Consider the following 22,674-nt stretch of genomic DNA (forward strand, 5'->3'; position numbering starts at 1 on the left):
ACATGATTCAATTAAAATCGCTAGCCAATCATCCGGAAAAAGCGCTGCAAAAAGTAGGCTGGGACTGGATGCTTGGCGCCGACACGGCTCCTTATGTGGTCAGTGACGTTGTGGTTGTCAGCGAAGAGCAGGCAATCCAATATTACGAAGCGGCGGGGACGTTATATGAAATGCTCATCGAGGCTGGGCAATATGCTATTGATAACCAGCTTTTTAAAGAAATGGGCATTCCTGAAAACCTGGTAGAGCTTATCCAGCTTTCGTGGCAGGACGACCGCCACATCCATCTTTACGGCCGCTTTGACCTCGCTGGCGGAATCGATGGTGAACCAGTCAAGCTGATCGAGTTTAATGCGGACACCGCAACCTGCATTCCCGAGACCGCTGTTGTGCAATGGGCGCATCTGCGGATGAACGGGCTTGATGAATCGCAGCAGTTTAATACCCTTTACGAAACGTTGGTTAATCAGTTCCGCTATCTCAAAGAGGCTAACAATGACCTGGATGCTTCTATTTTGTTTTCAACAATGCGCGGTTATCCCGAAGATGACACCAATGTTGCCTTACTGACCGAGGCTGCGCGGGAAGCAGGATTTGACACGGATTTCGCTTATGTCGAGGAAGTTGAATTTTCGAATGGAGAAGGCATTTTTAAAATGGTGCCTGATTCCAACGATTTTCTGCGGTTCGATTTCTGGTTCAAGCTTGTCCCCTGGGAATATATCGGAAATGACGAGCCGGAACTCGCCGGAATGCTGACAGAAATTGTCAAAAACCGGAAAGCAGTTATTCTCAATCCTGCCTATACATTGTTATTTCAGTCAAAATATATACTGAAAGTCTTGTGGGACCTTTATCCATATCATCCGCTGTTGCTCCAAACCGAGCGCTATGCATTGCCTCATAAAAAGTCGGTGCGTAAAGTGCTCTTCGGCCGCGAAGGGGCTAATGTTTCTATTTTGGAAAAAGGCGGAGAAGTGCTGGAAACGGTTGAGGGTGAGTATGATGACCAGCCAAAGATCTATCAGGAATATCTTGATTTTCCCACCGATGGCGCTGGAAATTCTTATCAGGCCGGCGTCTTTTATGCAGGTGAAGCTTGTGCGCTGGGCTTTCGACGAGGCGGCAGGATCCTGGATAACAAGGCACAATTTGTGGGCCATTTGGTAAGCTAAACCATTGAATATGACCGCAGACTAAACGGATCGACCGTTTGATAATCATTGTGTGTAAATATCGTTTTGTCTGACAAAGTTTGTGAGATCGTTAGAGCAGCATCAGCGCATTCCGATAATTCTTAAACAAAACCAGTCATGATACACGAGAAAATTTTTAAACTTAAAAGTGGACGGGAAGTCAAGGTCATAGTAAAAGGCTACTTTCTGCACGACAATCCGCAACGCAGCACAGAATATGAGATATTGATCAGGGAGCCGAAAGAAAAATACTTCCGTGCACCGATCGGGATTAATCATCCGCAGTTTTGGAAACTCAAAAGATTGTCGTCGCAACAAGCGAAATTACTTGTCTTAGAATATAGCGGGATCTCCCAGCGGCAAGTCAATCAGGCAGTTGCAGAATTTAATACCGTATTAAGTTTCCCTGCGGCGCAGATAGGCTTACAGTTTGAAAGGGAATTAGTTTAAAACTCAATTGCATTGCCGGATTTGTAAAAACAACACAGTTTAAGCAAATCAATTTCACATCGGATTTTCACTTACAAAGCGGGCAGATAACTTTCATTTAAATGAAGTTATTTTGTCCGCTTTTATATTGTTAAGTCGTTCCGTTTTAAGATAATCGCCACATTTCCTACTTTTAAAACCTTTCTCTCTAATTGTGCTGTAACGTTAATATTTTAGGTTAAAAAGCATATAAGAATTGCTTTTAAGATAAGCTCAACGACATTACTTAACGTTATTAAAAATCATGCAAACCGGTTTTAATGCACAAGTCGCAATCATTACAGGCGCCGCCTCGGGCCTTGGACTTGTAATCGCTCACAAATTATTGAATGAAGGGGCCTATGTTGGTCTTTTTGATGTGAATATAGAAGCCCTCCGGGAGGAATTTATTGGCAATCCAGACAAGGAAGAATTTGTGAGCGTGGATGTGACCGATCCGGCAATGGTTGAAAAAGGTGTGGAGCAGATTGTTGCCCGCTTTGGCAAGATTGATATACTGATCAACTGCGCGGGCATTACAGGTGCCACAAATATAAAAAGCCATGAGGTGGATCCGGAGAACATGAGAAAGGTTTTTGAAATCAATTTCATGGGCAGTTTTAATACTTCAAAAGCCGTTTTGCCCCACATGCTCGCCAACGGTTATGGCCGCATTTTACACATTGCATCCATTGCGGGAAAAGAAGGAAATGCAGGGATGCTCGCTTACTCGGCCTCCAAAGCAGCCGTCATAGGCATGGCTAAAGTGCAAGGGAAAGAATATGCGGAAACCGGAGTCACCATCAATGCATTAGCCCCGGCAGTAATAAGAACGCCGCTCGTGGAGGCTATGCCCGACACGCAAGTGCAGTACATGACCGACAAAATTCCCATGCGCCGCTGCGGAACGCTTGAAGAAGCCGCTAATATGGCTGCATTCATTGTTTCAGCAGAAAACAGTTTCACCACCGGCTTTACATTCGATCTCTCGGGAGGAAGGGCCACTTACTGATTTTCAGTATTTTTTGCTATTCGTATTGCTTTTTATACATTTGCATATTCCCACTGAATTTTAATATTACAACATTGCGCAGGATTTTATCCATACTGCTTCTTGGGTTGCTGCTTTACAACATGGTAGGCTATTCGATAGTTTACCTGTCGGAAGAAACGCATACCATTAGCGAGCGTGGAAAAGACCTGATTCAGCAGTCGGATCATTCACAGGACATTGTCATTAAAGTGCCGGTTGCTGTTCCTTACCAGACCAATTGGGACGCACCGGAACAAGTGGAAGGCCAGATTTTGCATGAAGGGCAATATTATCAGATGAAAAGCCGACAGCTGATCAATGACACCATGTATGTGCATTGCGAGTACGACCAGGGAGCGCGTGAGCGTTTCAGTGACCTGGCTACCAAAATCAATGATCAGGTAACAGGCAATGCATCTAATCCACAGAAGGATTCACATTCGACCATCCTCAAAAATTTTGTAAAAGAATACATGTCCCAAGACAGGAAACATGTGTTTTATTTGCTTGAATGGGCACCCGCCCGCGAAGTTGCCGTTTCTTCGGTGCAACTTCATTTTTCAGAAAGACAATTTACAATTCCCTCGCCGCCACCCGATCTGGCTTAGTAATATCATTTCATTATCTCCTTTTTGACCGCATTTCATCAGAAATGCAGATGTCGGCTTTGAACCGAAATCAGCGCCTATATGCTGTTTTGGGCCATTGAACCAGGAGAAGAAATCTTTTACTAACAACAGATTTTCTTAAAAATGGCGCATATCACATTGCCCGACGAATCGCTTCCTGGGATCGTTGGCCTGTTTAATTTCCGTCCCGAAACGGCTTCTTCCCTTCGCTGGCTGGCAGACACCTTGTTACGGGGCGAATCCCCACTTACCAGCGGCGAACGCGAACTCATTGCCGCTTACGTTTCCCATCTGAACGACTGCCGGTTCTGCCACATGTCGCACGCCTCGGCTGCGATGGCGCATTTGTCGTGTGATCTCGACCAGATCGCAGATATCCGCAATGGTTTTCAGGAAATTCCGGTCACGCCTAAACTGCGCGCGCTACTCCAAATCGCTGCCAAAGTGCAGCAAAGCGGTAAGGAAGTTTCCGAAGAAGACGTTGCTGCGGCAAGAGCCGAAGGGGCCATTGACCGCGAGATTCATGACACGGTTTTGATCGCAGCGTCATTCTGCATGTTCAACCGCTACGTAGACGGATTGGGCACATGGGCGCCTCGGGAAAACGAAGATTACCGCGCAATGGGACAACGTATGGCCTTCAAGGGTTACATTCCTTCGGTTGAGCAAACAGCTGAATAATTTATCTAAACCATTTTCACTCAATAGCAATGCCACATATACCATTGCCGGAACATTTGCCGGGAATAACAGGTCTGCTCGAATACAATAAGGAAACCGCCGCGCCGATCCGTGCGCTAACGCAATTCCTTTTGCGCGGTGAATCCACATTAACACCCGGAGAAAGGGAGCTGATCGCGACCATCGTCTCGCACAACAATGCATGCAAGTTTTGCACTGCTGCACACACTGCCGCCGCTGATCTGCTGATCGGCAACACCGAAACCTGCGAAATCATGAAGCAGGACATTGACGCTGCGCCGGTAAGCGACAAAATGAAAGCACTATTAAAAATCGCCAGACAAGTGCAGATAAGCGGGAAGGCCGTAACGCCCGAAGCCATTGCAGCTGCGAAAGACAACAGTGCTACGGATCTCGAAATCCACGACACCGTGCTCATTGCCGCCTTGTTTTGCCTGTACAACCGCTATGTAGACGGAATGGCCACAATAGCGCCATCCAATCCTGATTTTTACCAAGGCCTCGGCCAGCGGCTGGTCGACCATGGCTATAACCGGCTGGCCAATGGATACGATCATTTGAAACAACAACAACCCTCTTAAATCTGACTCCTCTATGAAAAGAACTTTACTTTTGATGTTTTCAATCCTCTGCGTTTTGTTCATGCAAAATGCAAAGGCACAATCCACGCAGCTTTCGGGGCGCATTACGGATAACGGCACCCAAAAGCCACTTTCAGGCGTTTCTGTGTCGGTTAAGGGGAAAAATACAGGTGCTATCACGAACGGTGACGGCCTGTTTGAATTAAAAACCAATGTGCCTGCCACGCTGGTGATTTCGCTGATCGGTTATGCGCGTCAGGAAGTGGAAGTTGCTTCTGCGCAGGCTATTAATGTGAATCTTGTTCCGGCTGCGGAAGAGCTTAACCAGGTTGTGGTTTCGGCCTCACGGGTGGAAGAGAGCATATTACGTTCGCCGGTGAGCATTGAAAAAATGGACTCCCGAGCGGTGCAGCAAACACCTTCCGCCAATTATTTTGACGGGCTGGTCAATATGAAATCACTGGATATGGTTACCAGCAGCCTTACTTACAAGCAGATTAATACACGTGGATTCAACTCAACGGGTAACAGCCGTTTCCTGCAACTGGTGGATGGCGTTGATAACCAGCCTTCCGGACTTGGTTTTGCGATGGGAAATCTTTTTGGCCCGCATGACATCGATGTGGAAAGCGCAGAGCTGATTCCAGGCGCGGCATCCGCGTTGTATGGCCCTATTGCTTTTAACGGCATGCTCAATACACGCACCAAAAATCCATATGAATATCAGGGACTGAGCGCACAGACAAAATTCGGCGTCAACCACATTGGCGACGGAACGGGCATGGGAGCGAAACCCATGTATGACCTGGCCGTTCGTTATGCCAAAGCATTTAACAACAAGTTTGCCTTCAAAGCTGCTGCTTCCTACCTGAAAGGAACCGACTGGTATGCAAATGATTACACCGACATTGACCCGAACACACCAGCAGCAAACCGAGGCCCGATTAATCCCGGTAGAAACGCACTGAACATTTACGGTGACGAAGTCGCACAAACCATTCCGAGCATCGGCCGCGTTTCGCGCACAGGTTATGAAGAAAAAGATCTTGCGACTTACGGCGTTTACAGCCTGAAACTGCTCGGCGCATTGCATTACCGCATTACTGACAGGCTGGAAGCCATTTATCAGGGAAATTTTAATCAGGGAACGGCTCAATATACGGGTAGTAACCGCTTCGTGATCAATGATTTCAAATTCATTCAACATCGGTTAGAGTTAAGAGGCAGCAACTTTTACGTGCGCGCTTACTCCAATCAGGAACGCTCGACAAACTCTTACAACACCCGCGCGCTGGGTCAGCACATCAACAGGACCTGGGTGAAGGATCTGGCTGGAAATACAGTTTCGCCCGACAAAGCGGATGCAACCTGGTTTGAAAGATATACAGCTGCTTACAATGGCGCCATTGCCTCGGTAGGAAGCAAAGATCATTCACTTGCCCGCACTTTTGCGGATCAGGGCCGCATTCTGCCGGGATCCAGTGAATATGAATCGGCCAAAGACCGTCTGATCCAGACACGCGGACTGTCCGGAGCCGGAATTCTCAGCGAATGCAGCCTGCGTCATGTGGAAGGCATGTATGATTTTAGTTCAGCATTGAAATTTATCAACTTCCAGATAGGCGGCAATTACCGCAAATATTACCTGAATACAGGTGGGACGCTGTTTGATGATAAAGACAAAAACCTCACCAATGAGGAATACGGCGTTTTTGCTCAAGCATCCAAGTCGTTCTGGAAAGATGTTTTAAAGCTGACCGTTTCGGGCCGTTACGACAAGAATGAAAACTTCGACGGTCGTTTTACACCGCGCGCTTCGGCGGTGATTTCTCCAAATGAAAACCACCATTTCCGGGTTTCTTACCAAACCGGCTTCCGCAACCCTACCATTGGCGATCAATACATTAAGCTCAATGTAGGCCCGATCATCATTCTGGGTGGTGCGCCGGTGAACTCTGCCGGGCTCAATGCTTATGAAAACTCGGTGACCATCGCTTCTTTTGGTGCATTTGCAAGTGCATTCGGATCGGATATGGCGAAAGGAACACCATTTCCACAGGCAATTGCCAACAACAAAGACAAACTGGTGAAATCCAATGTTCCTTACATTAAGTCCGAAAAAGTGAAAAGCTACGAGATTGGTTATAAGGGGATTATTGCCAAAAAGCTTTTGTTTGACGTCAATTACTATTACAGCCAGTACACTGATTTTATGATCAATACGGTGGTGGCGAGAGCGAAATCGGATATCCTTTTGCCGGATGGGAAGGTGAACCCTGCGGCTGCTGCCGAATTGCTCGGAGCGGACCGACAGCTTTTCCAACTTTACACCAATGCGGCTGACAAAGTTTCCATCCAGGGCGTAAGTGCCGGGTTGACTTATTCACTGCCCAAAAACTACAAGATCAGCGCAAACACAACCTGGATCGATTTCAACATTGGCGATGCGGACCAAAACAACATTCCGGCTTTCAACACGCCTGAATGGAAAACCAACCTCATTTTGGGCAATTCAAAACTGACCGAGAAAATCGGCTTCAATGTGGCGTGGCACTGGCAGAGCAGCTTCGACTGGTATGGCACATTCACAGAAAACGCGCCTGGAAAAGTGAAAAGCTACAACCTCCTGGACGCGCAGATAAGCTATCGCATTCCGAGCCTGAAAACGATCGTGAAGCTGGGCGCGGCGAATCTGACAAACCAATACATTGTGCAAGCATACGGCTCTCCGGCGGTAGGCGGACTGTATTATGTAAGTCTCAATTTTGATCAGCTTTTCAGATAATAACGGCTGCTACGAACATGGAAACATTGGAATTGACTAATCTAGAAGAAAAGGGAACAGGCTCAAAATGGCTTGCATTTGGCTTGTGCGGAGTGAGTTACATGCTGAGCGGGACAGTTTCCACATTAATGTCGGTTTACCTGCCCGTGGCGATTCCCGAGCTGAAAGGGCAGGCCGTTTCGCAAGCCGAGCTGGGTGAGATCGGTGCTTATGTGAATGCCATATTCCTTTATGGCTGGATGGTTGGCGGTCTGCTGTTTGGTTTCGTGAGCGACCGCATCGGTCGTGTCAGATCACTGACATTGGTCATCGGCCTTTACGGAATTTCCACTTGCCTCGTTACCATTGTTCCGGATTGGTATAGTTTGCTGGCCTTGCGGTTCTTTGCGGGCATGGGCATAGGCGGGGTTTTGCTGCTCACAACAGTTTATATTTCGGAGATCTGGCAGGATAAAAACAGAGCAGTCATGCTCGGGATCCTGGCCGTTTTCTTCCCGGTTGGCATTGTGACAACGGGCAGTCTCAATCTCATTTTTTCCGATTGGAGGAGCGCTTTTGGCATAGGTTTTATCCCTGTTGTCGTATCCGTACTCGTTCTTTTTTTACTCCCCGAATCAGATAAATGGCGTTCAACCCGGACGCATGTCGATCAACCGGAAGGCCTTTTCAATAAAAATAACCGGGCTAATCTGCTTTCGGGCTCACTGATTTTCGGTTCCGTGCTCATCGGGCTTTGGGGGATCTTTTCCTGGCTGCCTACTTGGGTTCAGACATTGCTCACGGCTGGTCAGGATGGCCAGAGGGAGCGGGGGCTGGTGATGATTTTACTGGGTGCGGGCGGCATCACAGGTGGTGTTTTTTCCGGAATGCTGATCAATAAATTTGGTAAAAAGGCCACATTAATGTTCACTTTCGGCACCTGCCTGCTCATGTGCTGCATTTTGTTCCTTACCAACAGCACATTTTCAAACATTATATATGTAGAAACGGCCGTGCTGGCTTTCTGTTTCGGGATCAGCCAGGGCGCGTTGTCAAGTTATATTCCTGAGCTGTTCCCGGTTTCGATCCGGGGAACTGCAACGGGCTTTTGCTTTAATGTAGGGCGGTTTTTTACGGCCACGGCGGTGTTCTTTATCGGCTCGCTGGTGGCGGTCCTGGGTGGTTTCGGGAATGCATTGCTTGTGTTCACGGTCCCTTTCCTGGTTGCGTTCCTTGTTACTGCCAGAAGCAAGTAATAAAAATATTATCATAGGTTAATAATTAGGCAAACGGATTTGCCATATGGCGAATCCGTTTCTTTTTTTTTCTTTTTTTTGTTTCAATCTTTTGATAAACAGCATTTTATATCAATGAAAAAATTACTCTACCTGGGCATTACCGGCATTATCCTCTATGAGATCGCAAAGGTGTATTTCATCATGCCTATGCCCGGAAGCCAGCAGATGAACAGCATCGACATCGCCTATTTTCTTCACACCTGGCGCTGGGCGTTCCGGATCGTGTTCTGGCTGATGATCATTGCGGGCTGCACCACGGCATTAATGGGAAAAAGGAAATGGATCACCGTTATCCTGCTCATGGCGGCGGGCGCGGTGACTTACGGCACCAACTACGAAATGGCCGCCGACACCATGTTCTACCAGCCTTCGCAGGTGATTTTACACAATGCTTTCCAGAACAAGGTGCAGGACGACCGCCTCGTTATCGGCGTGGAAATTAATGGCGAGGCCAAGGCATATCCCATTCAATTCATCGGTTACCATCATCAGGTGCGGGACGTGCTGGGCGGAAAACCTGTGATTGTCACCTATTGCACGGTTTGCCGCACAGGAAGGGTTTTCGAGCCTATTATAGAAGGCAAGCCGGATGCGTTCAGGCTGGTAGGAATGGATCATTTCAATGCTATGTTTGAGGACGAGCGCACGGGAAGCTGGTGGCGGCAGGCAAACGGTGAAGCCATTGCCGGACCACTGAAAGGCCAGATGCTGCCCGAACTTCCTACCACGCAAACAACCGTTTCGCAATGGCTCAAAATGCATCCCAACAGCCAGATCATGCAGCCCGACCCAGCTTACCAGGCCAAATACGATTCCATGAGCCGTTACGAATCTGGGAAGGGAAGATCGGCGCTGACCAAAACGGATACAACGGCCTGGAAGGATAAGTCGTGGGTAGTAGGCGTGCAGGCGGGCAAGAACAGCAAAGCTTACGACTGGCATAAATTGTTAAAACACCGGGTCATCAACGACCGTGTGGGAGTTACGCCTGTGGCGGTTGTGATTGCGGAGGATAACAAAAGCTTTTTCGCTTTTGAAAAGGAATTGGGACAGGAATTCGAGATTAGAAATGACACTTTGTACGCTCAGAATAATGCTTACAACCTGTTGGGAAAACGCGTTTCAGGAGAAGGTGAGGACTTGAAACGGATCAATGCTTACCAGGAATTCTGGCATAGCTGGCGCACCTTTCACCCTGATACACAGCAGTATTGAATTTTTAATTAATATTTAAATAATGAACATTAAATCTACGCTGATTACGCTGGTTGTGCTGTCGGGAATTTTTAAAGGAGCCGCATTTGCGCAGGAAAAGCAAAACGAAAAACAGGATGCCGACAAAGTCCTGGACCTGAAAGAGGTTACCATTGAAGAACGAAAAAATATCATCCATACCGAGCGCCTGCCTGACGTGCAGAACACTTACATTCATGCGGGGAAAAAGAGTGAAGTGATCCAGTTGGGCGGGGTGAATGGCAATATCGCTGAGAAAACGGGCAGGCAAATTTTCGCCAGAATCCCCGGTGTGTTTGTCTATGACATGGACGGCAGCGGCAACCAGATCAATATTTCCACACGCGGCCTCGATCCGCACCGATCGTGGGAATACAACATTCGCCAAAACGGCGTCATTACCAACTCAGATATGTACGGTTATCCTGCCAGCCATTACAGCCCGGCTATGGAATCCATTGAGCGCATTGAGCTGGTAAGGGGCACCGGGTCGCTGCAATATGGTGCGCAGTTCGGTGGGATGATCAATTATGTGACCAAAGGGCCGGATACGACCCGAGCATTTTCTTTCGAAAGCATTAACTCGGTAGGTTCGTTCGGGCTTTTCAGCTCGTATAATGCCATCGGCGGTAAGGTCGGTAAGTTGGTTTACTCGGCTTATTACCAGAAACGACATTCCAAAGGATATAGAAAAAATGCTAAATCAGATGCGGAATCGCAGTTTATAAGTCTTGCTTATGAATTTAATCAATCTTTGCGCATCAAGGCAGAACTGGGACGCTCTTCTTATGTTTACCAAATCCCCGGCCCGCTCACCGACGCCATGTTCGCTGCCGATCCGCGGCAATCGACGCGTTCGAGAAATTATTTTAACCCCGACATTTACATTCCCTCCATTGTCCTGGACTGGCAGATCAGCCCGGCGACGCAGATGAAATTGACCAATTCCGGTGTTTATGGAGCGCGTAATAGTGTGATGTTTGATGCATTCGCCAATGTTCCCGACACGATCAATGCGGCTACGAAATCTTACAAAGCGCGGCAGGTGGACATTGATAATTTCAAAAGCTTCACTTCCGAGCTGCGGATGCTGCATCATTACAATGTGGCCGGTTTCAAAAATGTGCTTTCGGGCGGTGTGCAGCTCATGCACAACAACCTGCGCAGAAGGCAACTTGGCAAAGGCACAACGGGCAGTGATTTTAACTTGACATTAACCGACCCGGTTTTTGGCAGGGACCTTTATATGAAGACCAATAATGTGGCTGTCTTTTTGGAAAACATGATTTACCTGACGCCGCAATGGACCGTTTCGCCGGGCTTCCGCTACGAAAACGGCGCGACGGATATGACCGGAAATATCAGTTATTACGATCCGGGAGACCTTCCTAACAAAATTAAACATCGTTTTCCACTGTTTGGGATCAGTTCGCAATACAGGCTCGATGCGCAGAACCGCATTTATGCAGGCATTTCGCAGGCTTACCGGCCGGTGGTTTTTAAGGACATTATCCCTGGATCTATTTTGGAAAAAGTGGATAAAAATCTGAAAGACGCTTATGGTCATAATGTTGAAGCGGGCATTAACGGAAGCACCAAAAACCTGCGCTATGACATTGGCGTTTTCCAGGTTTTGATCAACAACAGGATGGGAACCGTTTCCATGCGCGAGGGTGCTAACGCATACATTCTGCGCACCGTTACAGGCGATACGCGCACGAGGGGCGTGGAAGCATACATCGAATATGTGCCGCTTCGCATCAATACATCATCTACACCCACGGAGCTTTCTATTTTCACTTCAACCTCTTATTTTGATGCAAAGTATATCAAAGGCAATGCAGTTGTAAACAACGAGAACACCAGTGTCGCCGGAAATAAAGTAGAAGGCGTGCCCACCTGGATTTCCCGGAACGGTGTGCAGCTTTTGTATAAAAAACTATCGGTAACCTGCCAGTATAGCTACGTAAGCGCCAATTTTGCGAATCCGCTGAACACGATTGAGCCCTCTGCGAACGGCACAGTCGGAAAAGTCCCTGGCTACGGGCTCCTCGACCTCAATGCCACATGGCATTTGGGCGGCAATTACACATTGCGGGCTGGCGTAAACAATGTTACCAACAAGCAATATTTCACCAAAAGGCCCACCATGTATCCCGGCGCAGGGATATGGAGTTCCGATGGCCGCAGCTTTGGACTTTCGTTTGGGGTGAAGATTTAGGTTCTTTTGCAAAATTTTGCCTGGCATTATTTTAATATCTGCTATTACAAAAACGACAAACTATCATGGCAGATAAAACGCTGAAAGACGTAAGTGAAGTAATGAAAGATATTGATCTTTGTATGCTTACCACCACCACAACCGATGGCATGCTGGCTTCGAGGCCGATGAGCAATAACGGGGAAGTGGAATACGACGGTAATTCCTATTTTTTTACATGGGAAGGCTCGCGGATGGTCAGTGACATTGAGCTGGACAGCAAAGTGAACCTTACGTTCCAGGGACAAAAAGACATTTGGATCTCGGTTGCAGGAAAAGCGGAGGTGAGCCGCGAGCGTGAGGATATGGAAGAACATTGGGTAGAGGAGTTGAACCAGTGGTTTGAAGAGGGGCTGGATACACCCGGCATTGCAATGATTACCGTGAAAGCCAAAAGAATAAAATACTGGCAGGGTGAGGAAGAGGGAGAAGTAAAGTTATAATTTTTATATAAATGCTTTAATTTGTGGATCACGCCGATAACCGGCGTGATCCTCTTTTTTGATATGATATGAAAAAACTTTTGACTGCATTGCTCTTGCTTACATGCCTCACGAATTCTGTGGCGCAGAATTACGACGAGGCCAAAGTCCCGGCTTACACGCTTCCCGAGGTGTTGAAAACGGCGGCTGGGAAAGAAGTAACAAGCAAGAAAATGTGGGAAGAAGTGCGGCGGCCTGAGATCCTCAGGCTTTTTGAAGACAACATTTACGGGCAGATGCCGAAAGACTATGACAGCATTCGTTACACATTGAAAAATGAGGATAAGGCTGCTTTGAACGGCAAAGCCAGGCTGAAAGAAGTGATTGTACAGGTTTTCAGGAACAAAAAATCGGTTCAGATCCATTTGGTTATGTTTATCCCGGGTAATGCTGCAAAGCCGTCGCCGGTCTTTGTTTTGATCAACAACCGTGGAAAGGACAACACGGATCCGACCAGGAAGGTAAAAAGCGGGTTCTGGCCCGCTGAAATGGTGATTGACAGCGGTTATGCGATCGCCGCTTTCCATGTGAGCGACCTTGCACCGGACAATAAGGATACATTTATGAACGGCGTTTTGCAGCTATATCCGGAACAATTGGAAGCAGATAATGGCATGCGGGCCATTGGCGCATGGGCCTGGGGCGCTTCGCGGGTGATGGATTATTTTGAAAATGACAAAGATATTGATGCAAAAAATGTAGCCGTTGTCGGGCATTCGCGGGGTGGAAAAGCCTCCTTATGGGCAGCGGCGCAGGACCGGCGGTTTGCAGTTTGTGTCACAAATTGTTCGGGAAACACAGGCGCGGCATTGGCCCGGCGGCAGTTTGGTGAGAGAATTGCCCGCATTAATACCACGTTTCCGCATTGGTTTAATAATAATTACAAAAAGTTTAACAACAACGAAAACGACCTGCCCGTAGACCAGCATATGCTCATTGCACTGATTGCTCCGAGGCCTTTATATGCCACAAATGCCTCCAAGGACCTTTGGGCCGATCCGACGGGCACATTCCTCGCGCTGAAAAATGCGGAAAAAACATATGCGCTTTATGGCCGCAGGTCTAAGTTGCCGGTAAACCCTCCCGCTATTAATGTGCCTCTTTCACAGCCACCGCTGGCTTATCATAACCGCGAAGGCGAGCACGATATGACCGCTTACGACTGGGGTAATTTCATCCGGCTTATGAAATCCCGCCCGTAAAGGCATAAGATTTTTAGCCTTTCATAATCACATTAGAACCTACTGATTATGGAAAATAACAGCAATCAAGGACTCTTTTCAGGGAAAACGGCCTTGTGGGCAGCCGCAGGACTGGGCTTATATGCCGCGGCCAGACATTTCTATAAAGAGATGATCAAGTTTGATTTTCAGGATAAAGTGGTGGTAATCACAGGTGGAGCGCGTGGGCTGGGCCTGTTGCTGGCGAGAGAGCTGGCTGCAAAAGGGGCGAACCTGGTGATATGTTCAAGAAATGGAGAGCAGATTGAAGTGGCTGAGCAGGAACTCCGGCAAATGGGCTCCATTGTGCTTGGTTTGAAAGCGGATGTCAGTGACCAGCGTGACGCTTCCCGCGTCATTGAAGCCACCATTTCTCAGTTCGGTCGGATTGATTTGTTGATCAATAATGCGGGCGTAATGTTGGTGGGTCCGGAAAATGTGATGGATGTAGAAGATTACAAAACGGCTATGGATACTAATTTCTGGGCTGCTTTGTACATGATCAAAGCCGCATTGCCTCATTTTCACGAGCAGAAAGAAGGCCGGATTGCCAATATCTGCTCGATAGGGGGAAAAGTTGCGGTTCCGCATTTGCTGCCTTACAGCGTTAGTAAATTTGCAATGGTTGCTTTATCGGAAGGGCTTCACGCAGAGCTGAAAAAAGACAACATTCACGTCACAACCGTGATCCCAAACCTGATGCGGACTGGAAGTCCAAGAAATGTTTCCCTAAAAGGCGACCACGAGGCAGAATATGCGTGGTTCAAGATTGCGGGCTCTTCACCGCTGCTTTCCCAGGATGCAGCCCAGGCGGCGGCAGACATTGTTGATGCTATCGCTTACCAGGAAACGGAAATCGTCCTGACGAATACGGCAAAAATGGCCGTTGCATTGCAGGGTGCAAGCCCTAGCCTCGTATCACTGGCAGCTTCCATCGCAAACAGATTTTTGCCCAAGTCCGGCCCGGAAGGCGCTGTGATCCGTAAAGGTTATGAGAGTGAATCGGATAAATCGAAAGGAAAAGTAGCGTCAATCAGCGACCGGGCCGCACTGCAAAATAATGAAACTTAATTAATGTTTGGGTAAAGGACTGTGTGGCCGCAACGAATCCAGAAAAGTGCTGAATTGTGCTAAGAAGCCGGTATAGCAGTCCTTTCCCATTATTTTTCCCATATTCCGAATTCCGGCGTAACCTGCGGTGATAAAAATCGCAATGTGCACAGGATCAGCGCTTTCCTTAATTTCTCCTGATTTTTTCCCTTGTTCAATCACGAGCTGAATGGCGCTTTGCCAGGTTACCAGCAGCTGCCTCAATGCATTTCCAAATTGCTCATTAAGCGGCCCCATTTCCTCGGTCAGGTTCACCGCCGGGCAGCCATATTCAATGCGGAAAAATGAATTTTCCATCAGCAGCCCCTGCATCATTTTATAAAGTGCTTTAAGCGGATCATTGGCATGATGTAATGGCTCGATCATAGCCTCGTGCATGCCAGGCGATAGAACTTCTGCGATCAATGCCAGACCCATTTCTTCTTTGTTTTTAAAATGATAAAAGAATGCACCTTTCGTCACATTCGTGGAGGCAATGATCGTATCAATGCTCGTTGGCTGAAAACCATTCTTATAGATCAGTTCAAAAGCCTTTTGCAAAATGTCCAGACGTGTTCCGGCAGATTTATTCATGTCTTAAAACCGGATGTACGGCCGCTGAGAAAGTGGTGAGAACGGCCAAGGAATAGCAAGGAAAATGATCAGCAAAGCAATGCTGTAATAAATGAGGATTGTTTTGAATTTATCGCGGTCATTCACTTTTCGCTTTGCTAACGCCGATCCGATTGTGATAACAATGATGGCAATGAGCATGGCCGTTCCATGAATGATGCTGAAAAATGTGATTTCAGAAAGATCGAATGTCTTGGGATTAGTGAAAAAGTATTTTACCAAAGGGCTTTGCGTGTAAAGCGTAAAACCGATCGTGAGTTGCAAATGCGCTATCGTGGCAGTTGAATGCCTTATCAGGTCAGTTTTTTTAGTGAATGGTGTGTTTTCGAAATAGCCTTTAACGGCCATAACAATCGTGTAAATAAGACTCGTGACTACGAGCCACCGGAAAATTCCGTGCAGGAAAAGAAGGATAGCATACATAACAGCAAAGCAATTTTGCAAAACATACTAACCAGTATGTTTTGCAAATGTAGCGGTTATTTTTCACGGACAAAATATATCAATCATACTTCATCTGTACGGCCCTGATCTCACTTTTGCCGGAGCCGCTGCCTGCAACATTTACGCCCACCCTTGGCGCCCGGTCCCAGCGTGGCAGCCAGGGAGTTTCAATCTGCGTCGCACTCGTCAGCGAGTCGATCTTTTGTCCTTTTACATCCCAGCGAAATTCATAGAAACGGCCATAACGACTCTGCAAGCTGAGTTTAATGTCTTTGTATTTATCAGGAATCTCCTGCGTTTTGATCACTTCCTGCACGCCATCCTTCACCTGCCACAATGTAATGTGGTTATCCCGCACGCCATACCCGATCGCATTCTTGGCATCACCATATACCATGATGTTCTGCGTCAGGTCTTTCTTGGCTGTTACCTCAGCTGTGAATGTATGGCTGCCATTTTTGATCGTTAATCCCAGAAAATTCCCCGTATTGGTCCGGTTCTCATTTTCGATTTGTAATGCACCGTTTTGGACTGCGTAATTCGGTTTAGAAAAGCTTACATCATAAACCCAGGGTGCTTTGAGGGTATCCTTATTGTAATTGATCGAAAAGTTGTGGTTGATCAGCGCACCTATCGCGATGGGCGCTTCTGCCTGCGCGGGAGTAGTTTTTCCATATCGGAAAGCCGGCCATTTGGTGGTTTCGTCCCACACCAGCTCGCTCAAAACGCCTTGTCTGCCTGCAAATGTAAAGTCAACGCCGTTGTAGGCGTGATGTAAATAAAAATAGCGGTTGTCGGGCGTCATCACAACGGTTCCATGGCCCGGGCATTTCCAGGTTTCATCGCCGAAAAGAGCAGGATTACCGGCATATTTTGTCCAGGGTCCTTGCAAATTTTCCGCCCTTGCAAAACCCACCTGATAGTCGCAATTGGCTCCGCAACAAGCATTGCCTGAATAAAGCATATACCAGTATTTACCTCGTTTGAAGATCGATTGCCCTTCCGCGCCGCCGGCTTCCCAGCCAGTTTGGTCAGCTTTGATAAGGGTAAATTCTTTGCCCGCCACTTTTAATCCGTCGGGAGCCAGTTCTGCACCCAGGATTTCGATCCCGCGGTCCTTATCCAATCCATATGCCTTCCATGTGATGAAAAGCTTGCCATTATCCTCCACTATAAAAGCGTCAATCGCCTCTTTTGTCCATTCAATGATAACGCCATGGTCCTTGAAGCCTTGTTTCAGATCCTTCGTGCTTGCTACACCGATGAAAGATTGCTTATCGGATTTTCGTCGGGCAGTGTAATAGCAATAGAAAGTCCCATCCCGGAAAAACAATTCCGGTGCCCAGTAACTGCCCATCGTCCATTCCGGCAAGTCGTTAAATACCGGTCCGACATACTCCCAGTCGACCAGATTTTTCGAGCTGTATATAGGATAAGCCGGTCCCCATTCCGAAGAAGTCCCTACAGCATAATACATATCGCCCACCCGGATCACCGAAGGATCCGCAAAGTCGCCCGCAATGACCGGGTTTCTGTAAGTGACAACCAGGCCAGGGGCTGGTTTAGGCTTGGGTTTTTGTGCGAATGCATGTGGTATTGAAATCAGGATCAGAAAGAAAAGAAAGGATATAGGCTTCATTTTGCAGTTATCGGTTGTTCCGGCTAAGGAAATGATTTTATTTCAACTTAGGAAACCAAATCGATATTCTGTCTGCGCGAAATCTATGTGCCTTGGGCTTAAATGAGGTTGAATGTTTCTTCTTTTCAATCATTTCGTGAGTTGTAACAACTTTTTGATTGTAGAATGCTCATTGATTTTCAGTCTGCAAAACAAAATTTCAGTCGATTGGTCAGGCAAGTTTTGCACTTCATACTGCCATTTTCCTTTTGCGTGGGGATTGTCTACGACTGTTTTTACTATTTCGCCTTGCATGTTTACAATCTCTAACCTGACCTGGCTATTGTTCTCAGGAACTTCAAATGCAATCGTGAAATGTGCGGTAAATGGATTTGGGTATGTATTCAGATCGAATCCGGGTTCTTCACTTTCTGTTGTCTTCTCTTCAACGTAAGCCGCTACGCGCTGATTATCATACTTTCCCACATTGATCGCAGACGATGCATGCCAGTTGCCGTTCGCATCCTTCATGTAACAGCGGATCCCCAAATATTTCTCATCCGTCGTATACACACTCGCATTGCCACCGGGCACGGCAGGGCCATTGATACCCACCTTACTCCACATATACTGAACCGCCCCTCCTTGTGCAGTAAGTGTCCGCCAGTCAGCATTTTTTGAGTAGGTCAGTTGCGGCACCCAGCCCGGCGCAACCGGATTAACTAATGCGCCAATGGTCGAAAACCATTTATTAGCAAGCCAGGTAAGGCCTTTGATTGATCCAGCGCCTTCGTAAAAGTGGGTGCTATCGCTTCGGTATTCATCACCGCCATCACTTGCGGTAGTAGTGCCGGAACTTCCGCTTACATAATCTGTTTCGGAGCCGTTTAGATTGGGTAATCCTGTTGCGACGTTGCCCTGCCCGGTTCTAATCATAGAATTGAGAGGTCCAAATTTGCTGATGGATGCTTTCGATACATACCACGTAAGATTTGGTGCTCCGAAATCAGCGCGGGATTTGGCAATAACGGCTTGCAGTTTGGTTTGATAATCTGCGGAACTGGTTGCTTTGTAACTGGCATTGATCGACAAATCCGCGTCAGCTTCTCCCTGGTGCCAGAGCACTGCCCGTACGCCAAACAAAGACCCATAATAATTCAGGGCATTTTTTAACGTTGTGTAAGGCTGGCCGTAATAATCGGAAGGAATCATTGAACCTTGCTTATGTCCCACACATATCTGTACTCCCGTGTAGGGGTGCTTGGCTTCAACACCCGCACTGCCCTGTTTCCACTGTGTGATGGTAGTTCCTCCCGAGGCCGCATTGAAGAATGCAACGGGCATTCCGCCATTTACATCAGAGATAAGCTTGCCTAGCGTAGCATAAGCCCAAACGCTATTTCCCGATGGACCTAATCGTCCATATTGTTTGGCTTGATCGCTGGTATTCAATGAAAACATGCTTGTAAAAGATGCAGGAAAGTTTTTTGTGCAAGTTTTATCCTCGAAGGTGCCAACCACCCACTCCGGAATATTTGTATTTGATGGAAGTGCATCTTTGTCGTTTCCTGTTCCTTGCGCATTGGACTGGCCAGCAATGATAAATACATCGCCAATCCCAAATTTGGCCGAAGCATACACGACACCATTCAAAAGAATTTCAGTTAAATACCAACCCTTATCGACGACGAGTGTAGTGTAAAACATGCCGTTTGTTGCCAAACTTAGGTTGGTAGAGGGCCCGGCCGCCCCAAGAATTCCTGTTGCACTTACCGTTCGAATCCTATAACTCAGCGAAACTGCAAGGTTATTGGAAATAAGTTGACCTGAAACTGTTGCCGTTGCCTTGTTTTGTATGTTGCGCTGAAGCACAGAATTGTTGATCGGATATGACAGCGATACGGTTTGCGCGCAGCAAATTTGGGATATTAAGTAAGTGCATAAAAATATGCATTTCGAAAAAATGTTCATGGTCAGGAATTATGATAGATGATACCAATAAATTTTATCTTTTAACGTCGACCGACATTGCAAAATTCGACATGTTGATAAGTGGAATTTTAGCACCGTAATGTTGATTAACAGCTTTGATGACCTCATTTGCAATGATCGCTTGCCCAAGTGGGCTCGGGTAAATTCCGTCAGAGGAGAAAAAATTTCCGGAAGGTGAACCGTCGATTAATACACCGTCATCCGTCTTAAAGCCGCCCTTATGAATGCGTTGATAGAGGTCGAAAAGATCGACTAAAGCCAAATCTCTTTTTGCTGCATACTCTCTGATTTTTTGATTGTAGTAGAGCTCTGGGTCAGCCATATATAACTCATCGAAATCGAGAACTTCTTTGTCTTCAAGATTCGCCCTAAAAGTCTCATCATCTTTAAAATTTTCAAAAAGAGTATGAAGTTTTGCTGTTGGAATTAGGGAAAACGGCTTTGCGCTATCTACCAACCCGTCACCCACATTATTTTTATTAAAGGTGATATAAATGTTTGATGTTCTCTTTTTCAGGTCCTCGGTCGAATACCATTTCATATAAGCGAGATCCTGAAAACGAGGAATAGTGAAAATAACACCTTTCTGACCCTTGTTTAATACGTTGTTAATTGCTGAGTCAGTAATCCTTCCAGTATTCATAATCGATCCATTGAAGCAGTATTCCCATAGGCCGACCCGGCTTACAGTTTGTATTCCGTACATCCATCGATCAAAAAATTCCTCAATGATCACGAAATTATAGGGTATTTCAGATTTGATTTCGTTAAATGCTTCTGACAGATATGGGCGCCTATAATGATTGAATCGCGAAAGAAAAAGTTTATTTAAGTCACAGTTTACGCAATCATTGCCCATCATAAACCTTTCTGCGCTACCGTCTGGCAATGCAAAGTTGGAAATCTTCCCCTTATATTCCGGCATTGTCGGTAGGCCGCCAGCTGAGACAGAAATGGTATTATTCACAACCCGGTCCCATTGCGGATATCCACTATCCGTATTACGGTATACGTAATAGCCCGTTCCATTATAATGCTCTTTTTCAAACAGGGGCATAGCAAAATTTTTGATACCCATTTGATGAGCGAGCAAATTTGTGTAATTGGTTTGCTGGCTCTCGCGCGTAATGCCGCCATTCATGACTCCGGCAGTTAACCCACCGCCAAATGCGACCATTTCCATTTCTTGTCCCGGTTTTAGGATCCGGCCGAAATCAGCAAGCGGAAGTTCCGATGATAGCCATTCTTCAATTTTGAGTGTTGGGTTGCGTTCAATATTGTCATAAATCATCTCGGGGAACCGGCCCATGGGGTGAATGCGCATGAATGGCCCGCGCGTTTTGGCGGAATCTTCTGCCGTGGGAATGTAAACCGGTACTTTTGGCTTCGGATCAGGCCAGCGGGGTGAGTGCTGATTACATGCAACAAGGGCAATGAGAAATAGCAACTTCTTCATGGATTTTTTGTTTAGATAAAATATGAGAACATGAAAATTATAGTCAGGTATCGTTAGTAAGTGAACTAATGCTACGAGGTTACACTTTGTGAGAATTCGTGGTCAGAAGACAGATGTCTGCTTGTGTATCATTGAAAATTCTTGTCTGGCCCCACGGACTTAGCAAACCCTTTAAGGTCTATCAAAGGGATTTTTGCCCCGTAATAATTATTGATCGCCTTGATTACCTCATTTGCAATGATGGCCTGTCCAAGTGGGTTAGGATAGATCCCGTCCGAAGAAAAGAAATTGCCGTGAGCAGTGCCATCTATTGCGATTCCGTCATCCGTTTTATAGCCGCCTTGATAAATGCGCTGGTAGAGATCAAAAAGATCGACGACGGCCAGATCTTTTTCTGCAGCGTAGTCTCTGATCTTTTGATTGTAGTATAGTCGTGGATCGGACTCGTAGGTCTCTCCTGCGTCAATTACCTCGACATCAGGAAAATTAGCGACTAAAAAGCCATTTTGAGATCTTTTACAAATGGCATCCAACTTGGCAGTCGGAATCAATGAAAATGGTTTCAAAGGATTTATTGCACCATCTCCAACATGGTTTTTATCAAAACTGATAGACACATTTTTAAATTTCCCCATCGGATACCAATTCATGTACGGTAAATGCTGGTATCGCGGGATGGTAAAAATCACACCCTTCTTACCGTGAAAATTATAATTGATGGCATAATCCACAATCCTGCCTGTATTCATTATGGAGCCGTTGAATGGATAACTGAAAAGATCGATCCGGGGTGTATTTTGGATTCCATACATCCAACTGTCGAAGAACTCATCGACGATTACGAAATTGTAGGGTATTTCGGCTGGAATGTGCCCGTCAAATCTGGTTACCAGAAATTTAGTCAAGTCGCAATTCTCACAGCCCCAGCCTGGAACAAACCATTCCGTGCCGCCTTCAAATAATCCGTAATTCGAAATCTTACCCGGATAACGGGGCATGGTGGGCGGGCTGCCCGGAGCAACCGAAATTGTATTATTCACAACCCGGTCCCATTGCGGGTATTCGCTTTCCGTATTACGGTATACGCAATAACCTGTTCCATTATAATTTTCTTTTTCAAACAGCGGCATCGCAAAGTTTTTGATGCCCATTTGATGAGCGAGCAAATTTGTGTAATTGGTTTGCTGGCTTTCCCGGGTAATGCCGCCATTCATAACTCCGGCAGTCAGACCGCCTCCGAACGCAATCATCTCCATCTCCTGTCCCGGTTTGAGCATCCGGCCAAAATCGGCAAGAGGAAGTTCCGATGATAGCCATTCTTCAATTTTGAGTGTTGGGTTGCGTTCAATATTGTCATAAATCATTTCGGGAAAACGGCCCATGGGGTGAATGCGCATGAATGGCCCTCGCGTTTTGGCGGAATCTTCTGCCGTGGGAATGTAAACCGGCACTTTTGGCTTCGGATCAGGCCAGCGGGGTGAGTGCTGATTACATGCGGCGAGGGCGATTAATAGGAACAACTTCTTCATTCGCAATTTGTTTTTAAATGGGACATGTAACAGAAACTGATCACTGA

At 46.8% G+C, this 22,674-nt stretch carries 19 protein-coding genes; 13 read left to right on the forward strand and 6 right to left on the reverse strand.

The window, feature by feature from the left end:
- The first annotated feature begins 2 nt into the window (after positions 1-2).
- The 13 genes from NFI80_RS22210 (at position 3) to NFI80_RS22270 (ending at position 14,937) form a co-directional block, all read left to right on the forward strand.
- Positions 3-1,175 carry a glutathionylspermidine synthase family protein gene (locus NFI80_RS22210; protein ID WP_235166379.1) on the forward strand — a complete coding sequence of 391 codons (1,173 nt, stop codon included), beginning with the start codon at positions 3-5 and terminating at the stop codon, positions 1,173-1,175.
- A 138-nt stretch (positions 1,176-1,313) separates the two neighbouring features.
- On the forward strand, positions 1,314-1,646 hold the full coding sequence (locus NFI80_RS22215) for a hypothetical protein (RefSeq protein ID WP_235160437.1): 333 nt from the start codon (positions 1,314-1,316) through the stop codon (positions 1,644-1,646).
- A 283-nt stretch (positions 1,647-1,929) separates the two neighbouring features.
- A complete protein-coding gene (locus NFI80_RS22220; protein WP_235166380.1) occupies positions 1,930-2,676 on the forward strand; it encodes an SDR family NAD(P)-dependent oxidoreductase in 747 nt (248 codons plus the stop codon).
- Positions 2,677-2,750: 74 nt separating this feature from the next.
- Positions 2,751-3,305: a hypothetical protein gene (locus tag NFI80_RS22225; RefSeq protein WP_235166381.1), complete on the forward strand. Its 555-nt coding sequence runs from the start codon at positions 2,751-2,753 to the stop codon at positions 3,303-3,305.
- Between the two features lie 144 nt (positions 3,306-3,449).
- The gene (locus tag NFI80_RS22230) at positions 3,450-4,007 is read left to right on the forward strand and encodes a carboxymuconolactone decarboxylase family protein (protein WP_235166382.1); all 558 of its coding nucleotides are present in this window, start codon (positions 3,450-3,452) and stop codon (positions 4,005-4,007) included.
- 29 nt (positions 4,008-4,036) lie between these two features.
- A complete protein-coding gene (locus NFI80_RS22235; protein ID WP_235166383.1) occupies positions 4,037-4,609 on the forward strand; it encodes a carboxymuconolactone decarboxylase family protein in 573 nt (190 codons plus the stop codon).
- 13 nt (positions 4,610-4,622) lie between these two features.
- A complete protein-coding gene (locus NFI80_RS22240) occupies positions 4,623-7,394 on the forward strand; it encodes a TonB-dependent receptor (RefSeq protein WP_235166384.1) in 2,772 nt (923 codons plus the stop codon).
- A 17-nt stretch (positions 7,395-7,411) separates the two neighbouring features.
- Positions 7,412-8,629, forward strand: coding sequence for an MFS transporter (locus NFI80_RS22245; protein WP_235166385.1), 1,218 nt, complete (start codon positions 7,412-7,414; stop codon positions 8,627-8,629).
- Positions 8,630-8,743: 114 nt separating this feature from the next.
- Complete coding sequence (locus NFI80_RS22250; RefSeq protein WP_235166386.1) at positions 8,744-9,886, forward strand: DUF3179 domain-containing (seleno)protein; 1,143 nt, start codon at positions 8,744-8,746, stop codon at positions 9,884-9,886.
- A 22-nt stretch (positions 9,887-9,908) separates the two neighbouring features.
- Positions 9,909-12,125, forward strand: a complete 2,217-nt coding sequence (locus NFI80_RS22255; RefSeq protein ID WP_235166387.1) for a TonB-dependent receptor family protein — start codon at positions 9,909-9,911, stop codon at positions 12,123-12,125.
- 65 nt (positions 12,126-12,190) lie between these two features.
- A complete protein-coding gene (locus tag NFI80_RS22260; RefSeq protein ID WP_233797396.1) occupies positions 12,191-12,607 on the forward strand; it encodes a pyridoxamine 5'-phosphate oxidase family protein in 417 nt (138 codons plus the stop codon).
- Positions 12,608-12,675: 68 nt separating this feature from the next.
- Positions 12,676-13,848 carry a glucuronyl esterase domain-containing protein gene (locus tag NFI80_RS22265; protein WP_235166388.1) on the forward strand — a complete coding sequence of 391 codons (1,173 nt, stop codon included), beginning with the start codon at positions 12,676-12,678 and terminating at the stop codon, positions 13,846-13,848.
- Positions 13,849-13,896: 48 nt separating this feature from the next.
- On the forward strand, positions 13,897-14,937 hold the full coding sequence (locus NFI80_RS22270) for an SDR family NAD(P)-dependent oxidoreductase (RefSeq protein ID WP_235166389.1): 1,041 nt from the start codon (positions 13,897-13,899) through the stop codon (positions 14,935-14,937).
- Here NFI80_RS22270 and NFI80_RS22275 read toward each other — a convergent pair whose 3' ends face one another.
- The 6 genes from NFI80_RS22275 to NFI80_RS22300 all read right to left on the reverse strand — a co-directional run bounded on the left by NFI80_RS22275 (position 14,938) and on the right by NFI80_RS22300 (position 22,627).
- Positions 14,938-15,549 carry a TetR/AcrR family transcriptional regulator gene (locus NFI80_RS22275; protein ID WP_235166390.1) on the reverse strand — a complete coding sequence of 204 codons (612 nt, stop codon included), beginning with the start codon at positions 15,547-15,549 and terminating at the stop codon, positions 14,938-14,940.
- 3 nt (positions 15,550-15,552) lie between these two features.
- Positions 15,553-16,011 carry a hypothetical protein gene (locus NFI80_RS22280; RefSeq protein WP_233797392.1) on the reverse strand — a complete coding sequence of 153 codons (459 nt, stop codon included), beginning with the start codon at positions 16,009-16,011 and terminating at the stop codon, positions 15,553-15,555.
- Between the two features lie 79 nt (positions 16,012-16,090).
- Positions 16,091-17,671 (reverse strand): glycoside hydrolase family 43 protein, encoded by a 1,581-nt coding sequence (locus tag NFI80_RS22285; RefSeq protein ID WP_235166391.1) that lies wholly within the window; start codon positions 17,669-17,671, stop codon positions 16,091-16,093.
- A gap of 129 nt (positions 17,672-17,800) precedes the next feature.
- Positions 17,801-19,357: a sialate O-acetylesterase gene (locus NFI80_RS22290; protein ID WP_235166392.1), complete on the reverse strand. Its 1,557-nt coding sequence runs from the start codon at positions 19,355-19,357 to the stop codon at positions 17,801-17,803.
- 298 nt (positions 19,358-19,655) lie between these two features.
- Positions 19,656-21,098, reverse strand: a complete 1,443-nt coding sequence (locus tag NFI80_RS22295; RefSeq protein WP_235166393.1) for an SGNH/GDSL hydrolase family protein — start codon at positions 21,096-21,098, stop codon at positions 19,656-19,658.
- A 128-nt stretch (positions 21,099-21,226) separates the two neighbouring features.
- Entirely contained in the window at positions 21,227-22,627 is a 1,401-nt protein-coding gene (locus NFI80_RS22300; RefSeq protein ID WP_235166394.1) for an SGNH/GDSL hydrolase family protein, read from the reverse strand.
- Between the last annotated feature and the right edge of the window lie 47 nt (positions 22,628-22,674).

Source organism: Dyadobacter chenhuakuii (assembly GCF_023821985.2).
In the GTDB taxonomy this organism is placed as follows: domain Bacteria; phylum Bacteroidota; class Bacteroidia; order Cytophagales; family Spirosomataceae; genus Dyadobacter; species Dyadobacter chenhuakuii.

What these genes read in the sequence shown, in the direction of transcription:
- NFI80_RS22210 (WP_235166379.1), top strand. Translation starts at nt 3, where the DNA reads ATGATTCAATTAAAATCGCTAGCCAATCATCCGGAAAAAGCGCTGCAA.
- NFI80_RS22215 (WP_235160437.1), top strand. Translation starts at nt 1,314, where the DNA reads ATGATACACGAGAAAATTTTTAAACTTAAAAGTGGACGGGAAGTCAAG.
- NFI80_RS22220 (WP_235166380.1), top strand. Translation starts at nt 1,930, where the DNA reads ATGCAAACCGGTTTTAATGCACAAGTCGCAATCATTACAGGCGCCGCC.
- NFI80_RS22230 (WP_235166382.1), top strand. Translation starts at nt 3,450, where the DNA reads ATGGCGCATATCACATTGCCCGACGAATCGCTTCCTGGGATCGTTGGC.
- NFI80_RS22235 (WP_235166383.1), top strand. Translation starts at nt 4,037, where the DNA reads ATGCCACATATACCATTGCCGGAACATTTGCCGGGAATAACAGGTCTG.
- NFI80_RS22240 (WP_235166384.1), top strand. Translation starts at nt 4,623, where the DNA reads ATGAAAAGAACTTTACTTTTGATGTTTTCAATCCTCTGCGTTTTGTTC.
- NFI80_RS22245 (WP_235166385.1), top strand. Translation starts at nt 7,412, where the DNA reads ATGGAAACATTGGAATTGACTAATCTAGAAGAAAAGGGAACAGGCTCA.
- NFI80_RS22250 (WP_235166386.1), top strand. Translation starts at nt 8,744, where the DNA reads ATGAAAAAATTACTCTACCTGGGCATTACCGGCATTATCCTCTATGAG.
- NFI80_RS22255 (WP_235166387.1), top strand. Translation starts at nt 9,909, where the DNA reads ATGAACATTAAATCTACGCTGATTACGCTGGTTGTGCTGTCGGGAATT.
- NFI80_RS22260 (WP_233797396.1), top strand. Translation starts at nt 12,191, where the DNA reads ATGGCAGATAAAACGCTGAAAGACGTAAGTGAAGTAATGAAAGATATT.
- NFI80_RS22265 (WP_235166388.1), top strand. Translation starts at nt 12,676, where the DNA reads ATGAAAAAACTTTTGACTGCATTGCTCTTGCTTACATGCCTCACGAAT.
- NFI80_RS22270 (WP_235166389.1), top strand. Translation starts at nt 13,897, where the DNA reads ATGGAAAATAACAGCAATCAAGGACTCTTTTCAGGGAAAACGGCCTTG.
- NFI80_RS22275 (WP_235166390.1), bottom strand. Translation starts at nt 15,549, where the DNA reads ATGAATAAATCTGCCGGAACACGTCTGGACATTTTGCAAAAGGCTTTT.
- NFI80_RS22280 (WP_233797392.1), bottom strand. Translation starts at nt 16,011, where the DNA reads ATGTATGCTATCCTTCTTTTCCTGCACGGAATTTTCCGGTGGCTCGTA.
- NFI80_RS22285 (WP_235166391.1), bottom strand. Translation starts at nt 17,671, where the DNA reads ATGAAGCCTATATCCTTTCTTTTCTTTCTGATCCTGATTTCAATACCA.
- NFI80_RS22290 (WP_235166392.1), bottom strand. Translation starts at nt 19,357, where the DNA reads ATGTTTTACACTACACTCGTCGTCGATAAGGGTTGGTATTTAACTGAA.
- NFI80_RS22295 (WP_235166393.1), bottom strand. Translation starts at nt 21,098, where the DNA reads ATGAAGAAGTTGCTATTTCTCATTGCCCTTGTTGCATGTAATCAGCAC.
- NFI80_RS22300 (WP_235166394.1), bottom strand. Translation starts at nt 22,627, where the DNA reads ATGAAGAAGTTGTTCCTATTAATCGCCCTCGCCGCATGTAATCAGCAC.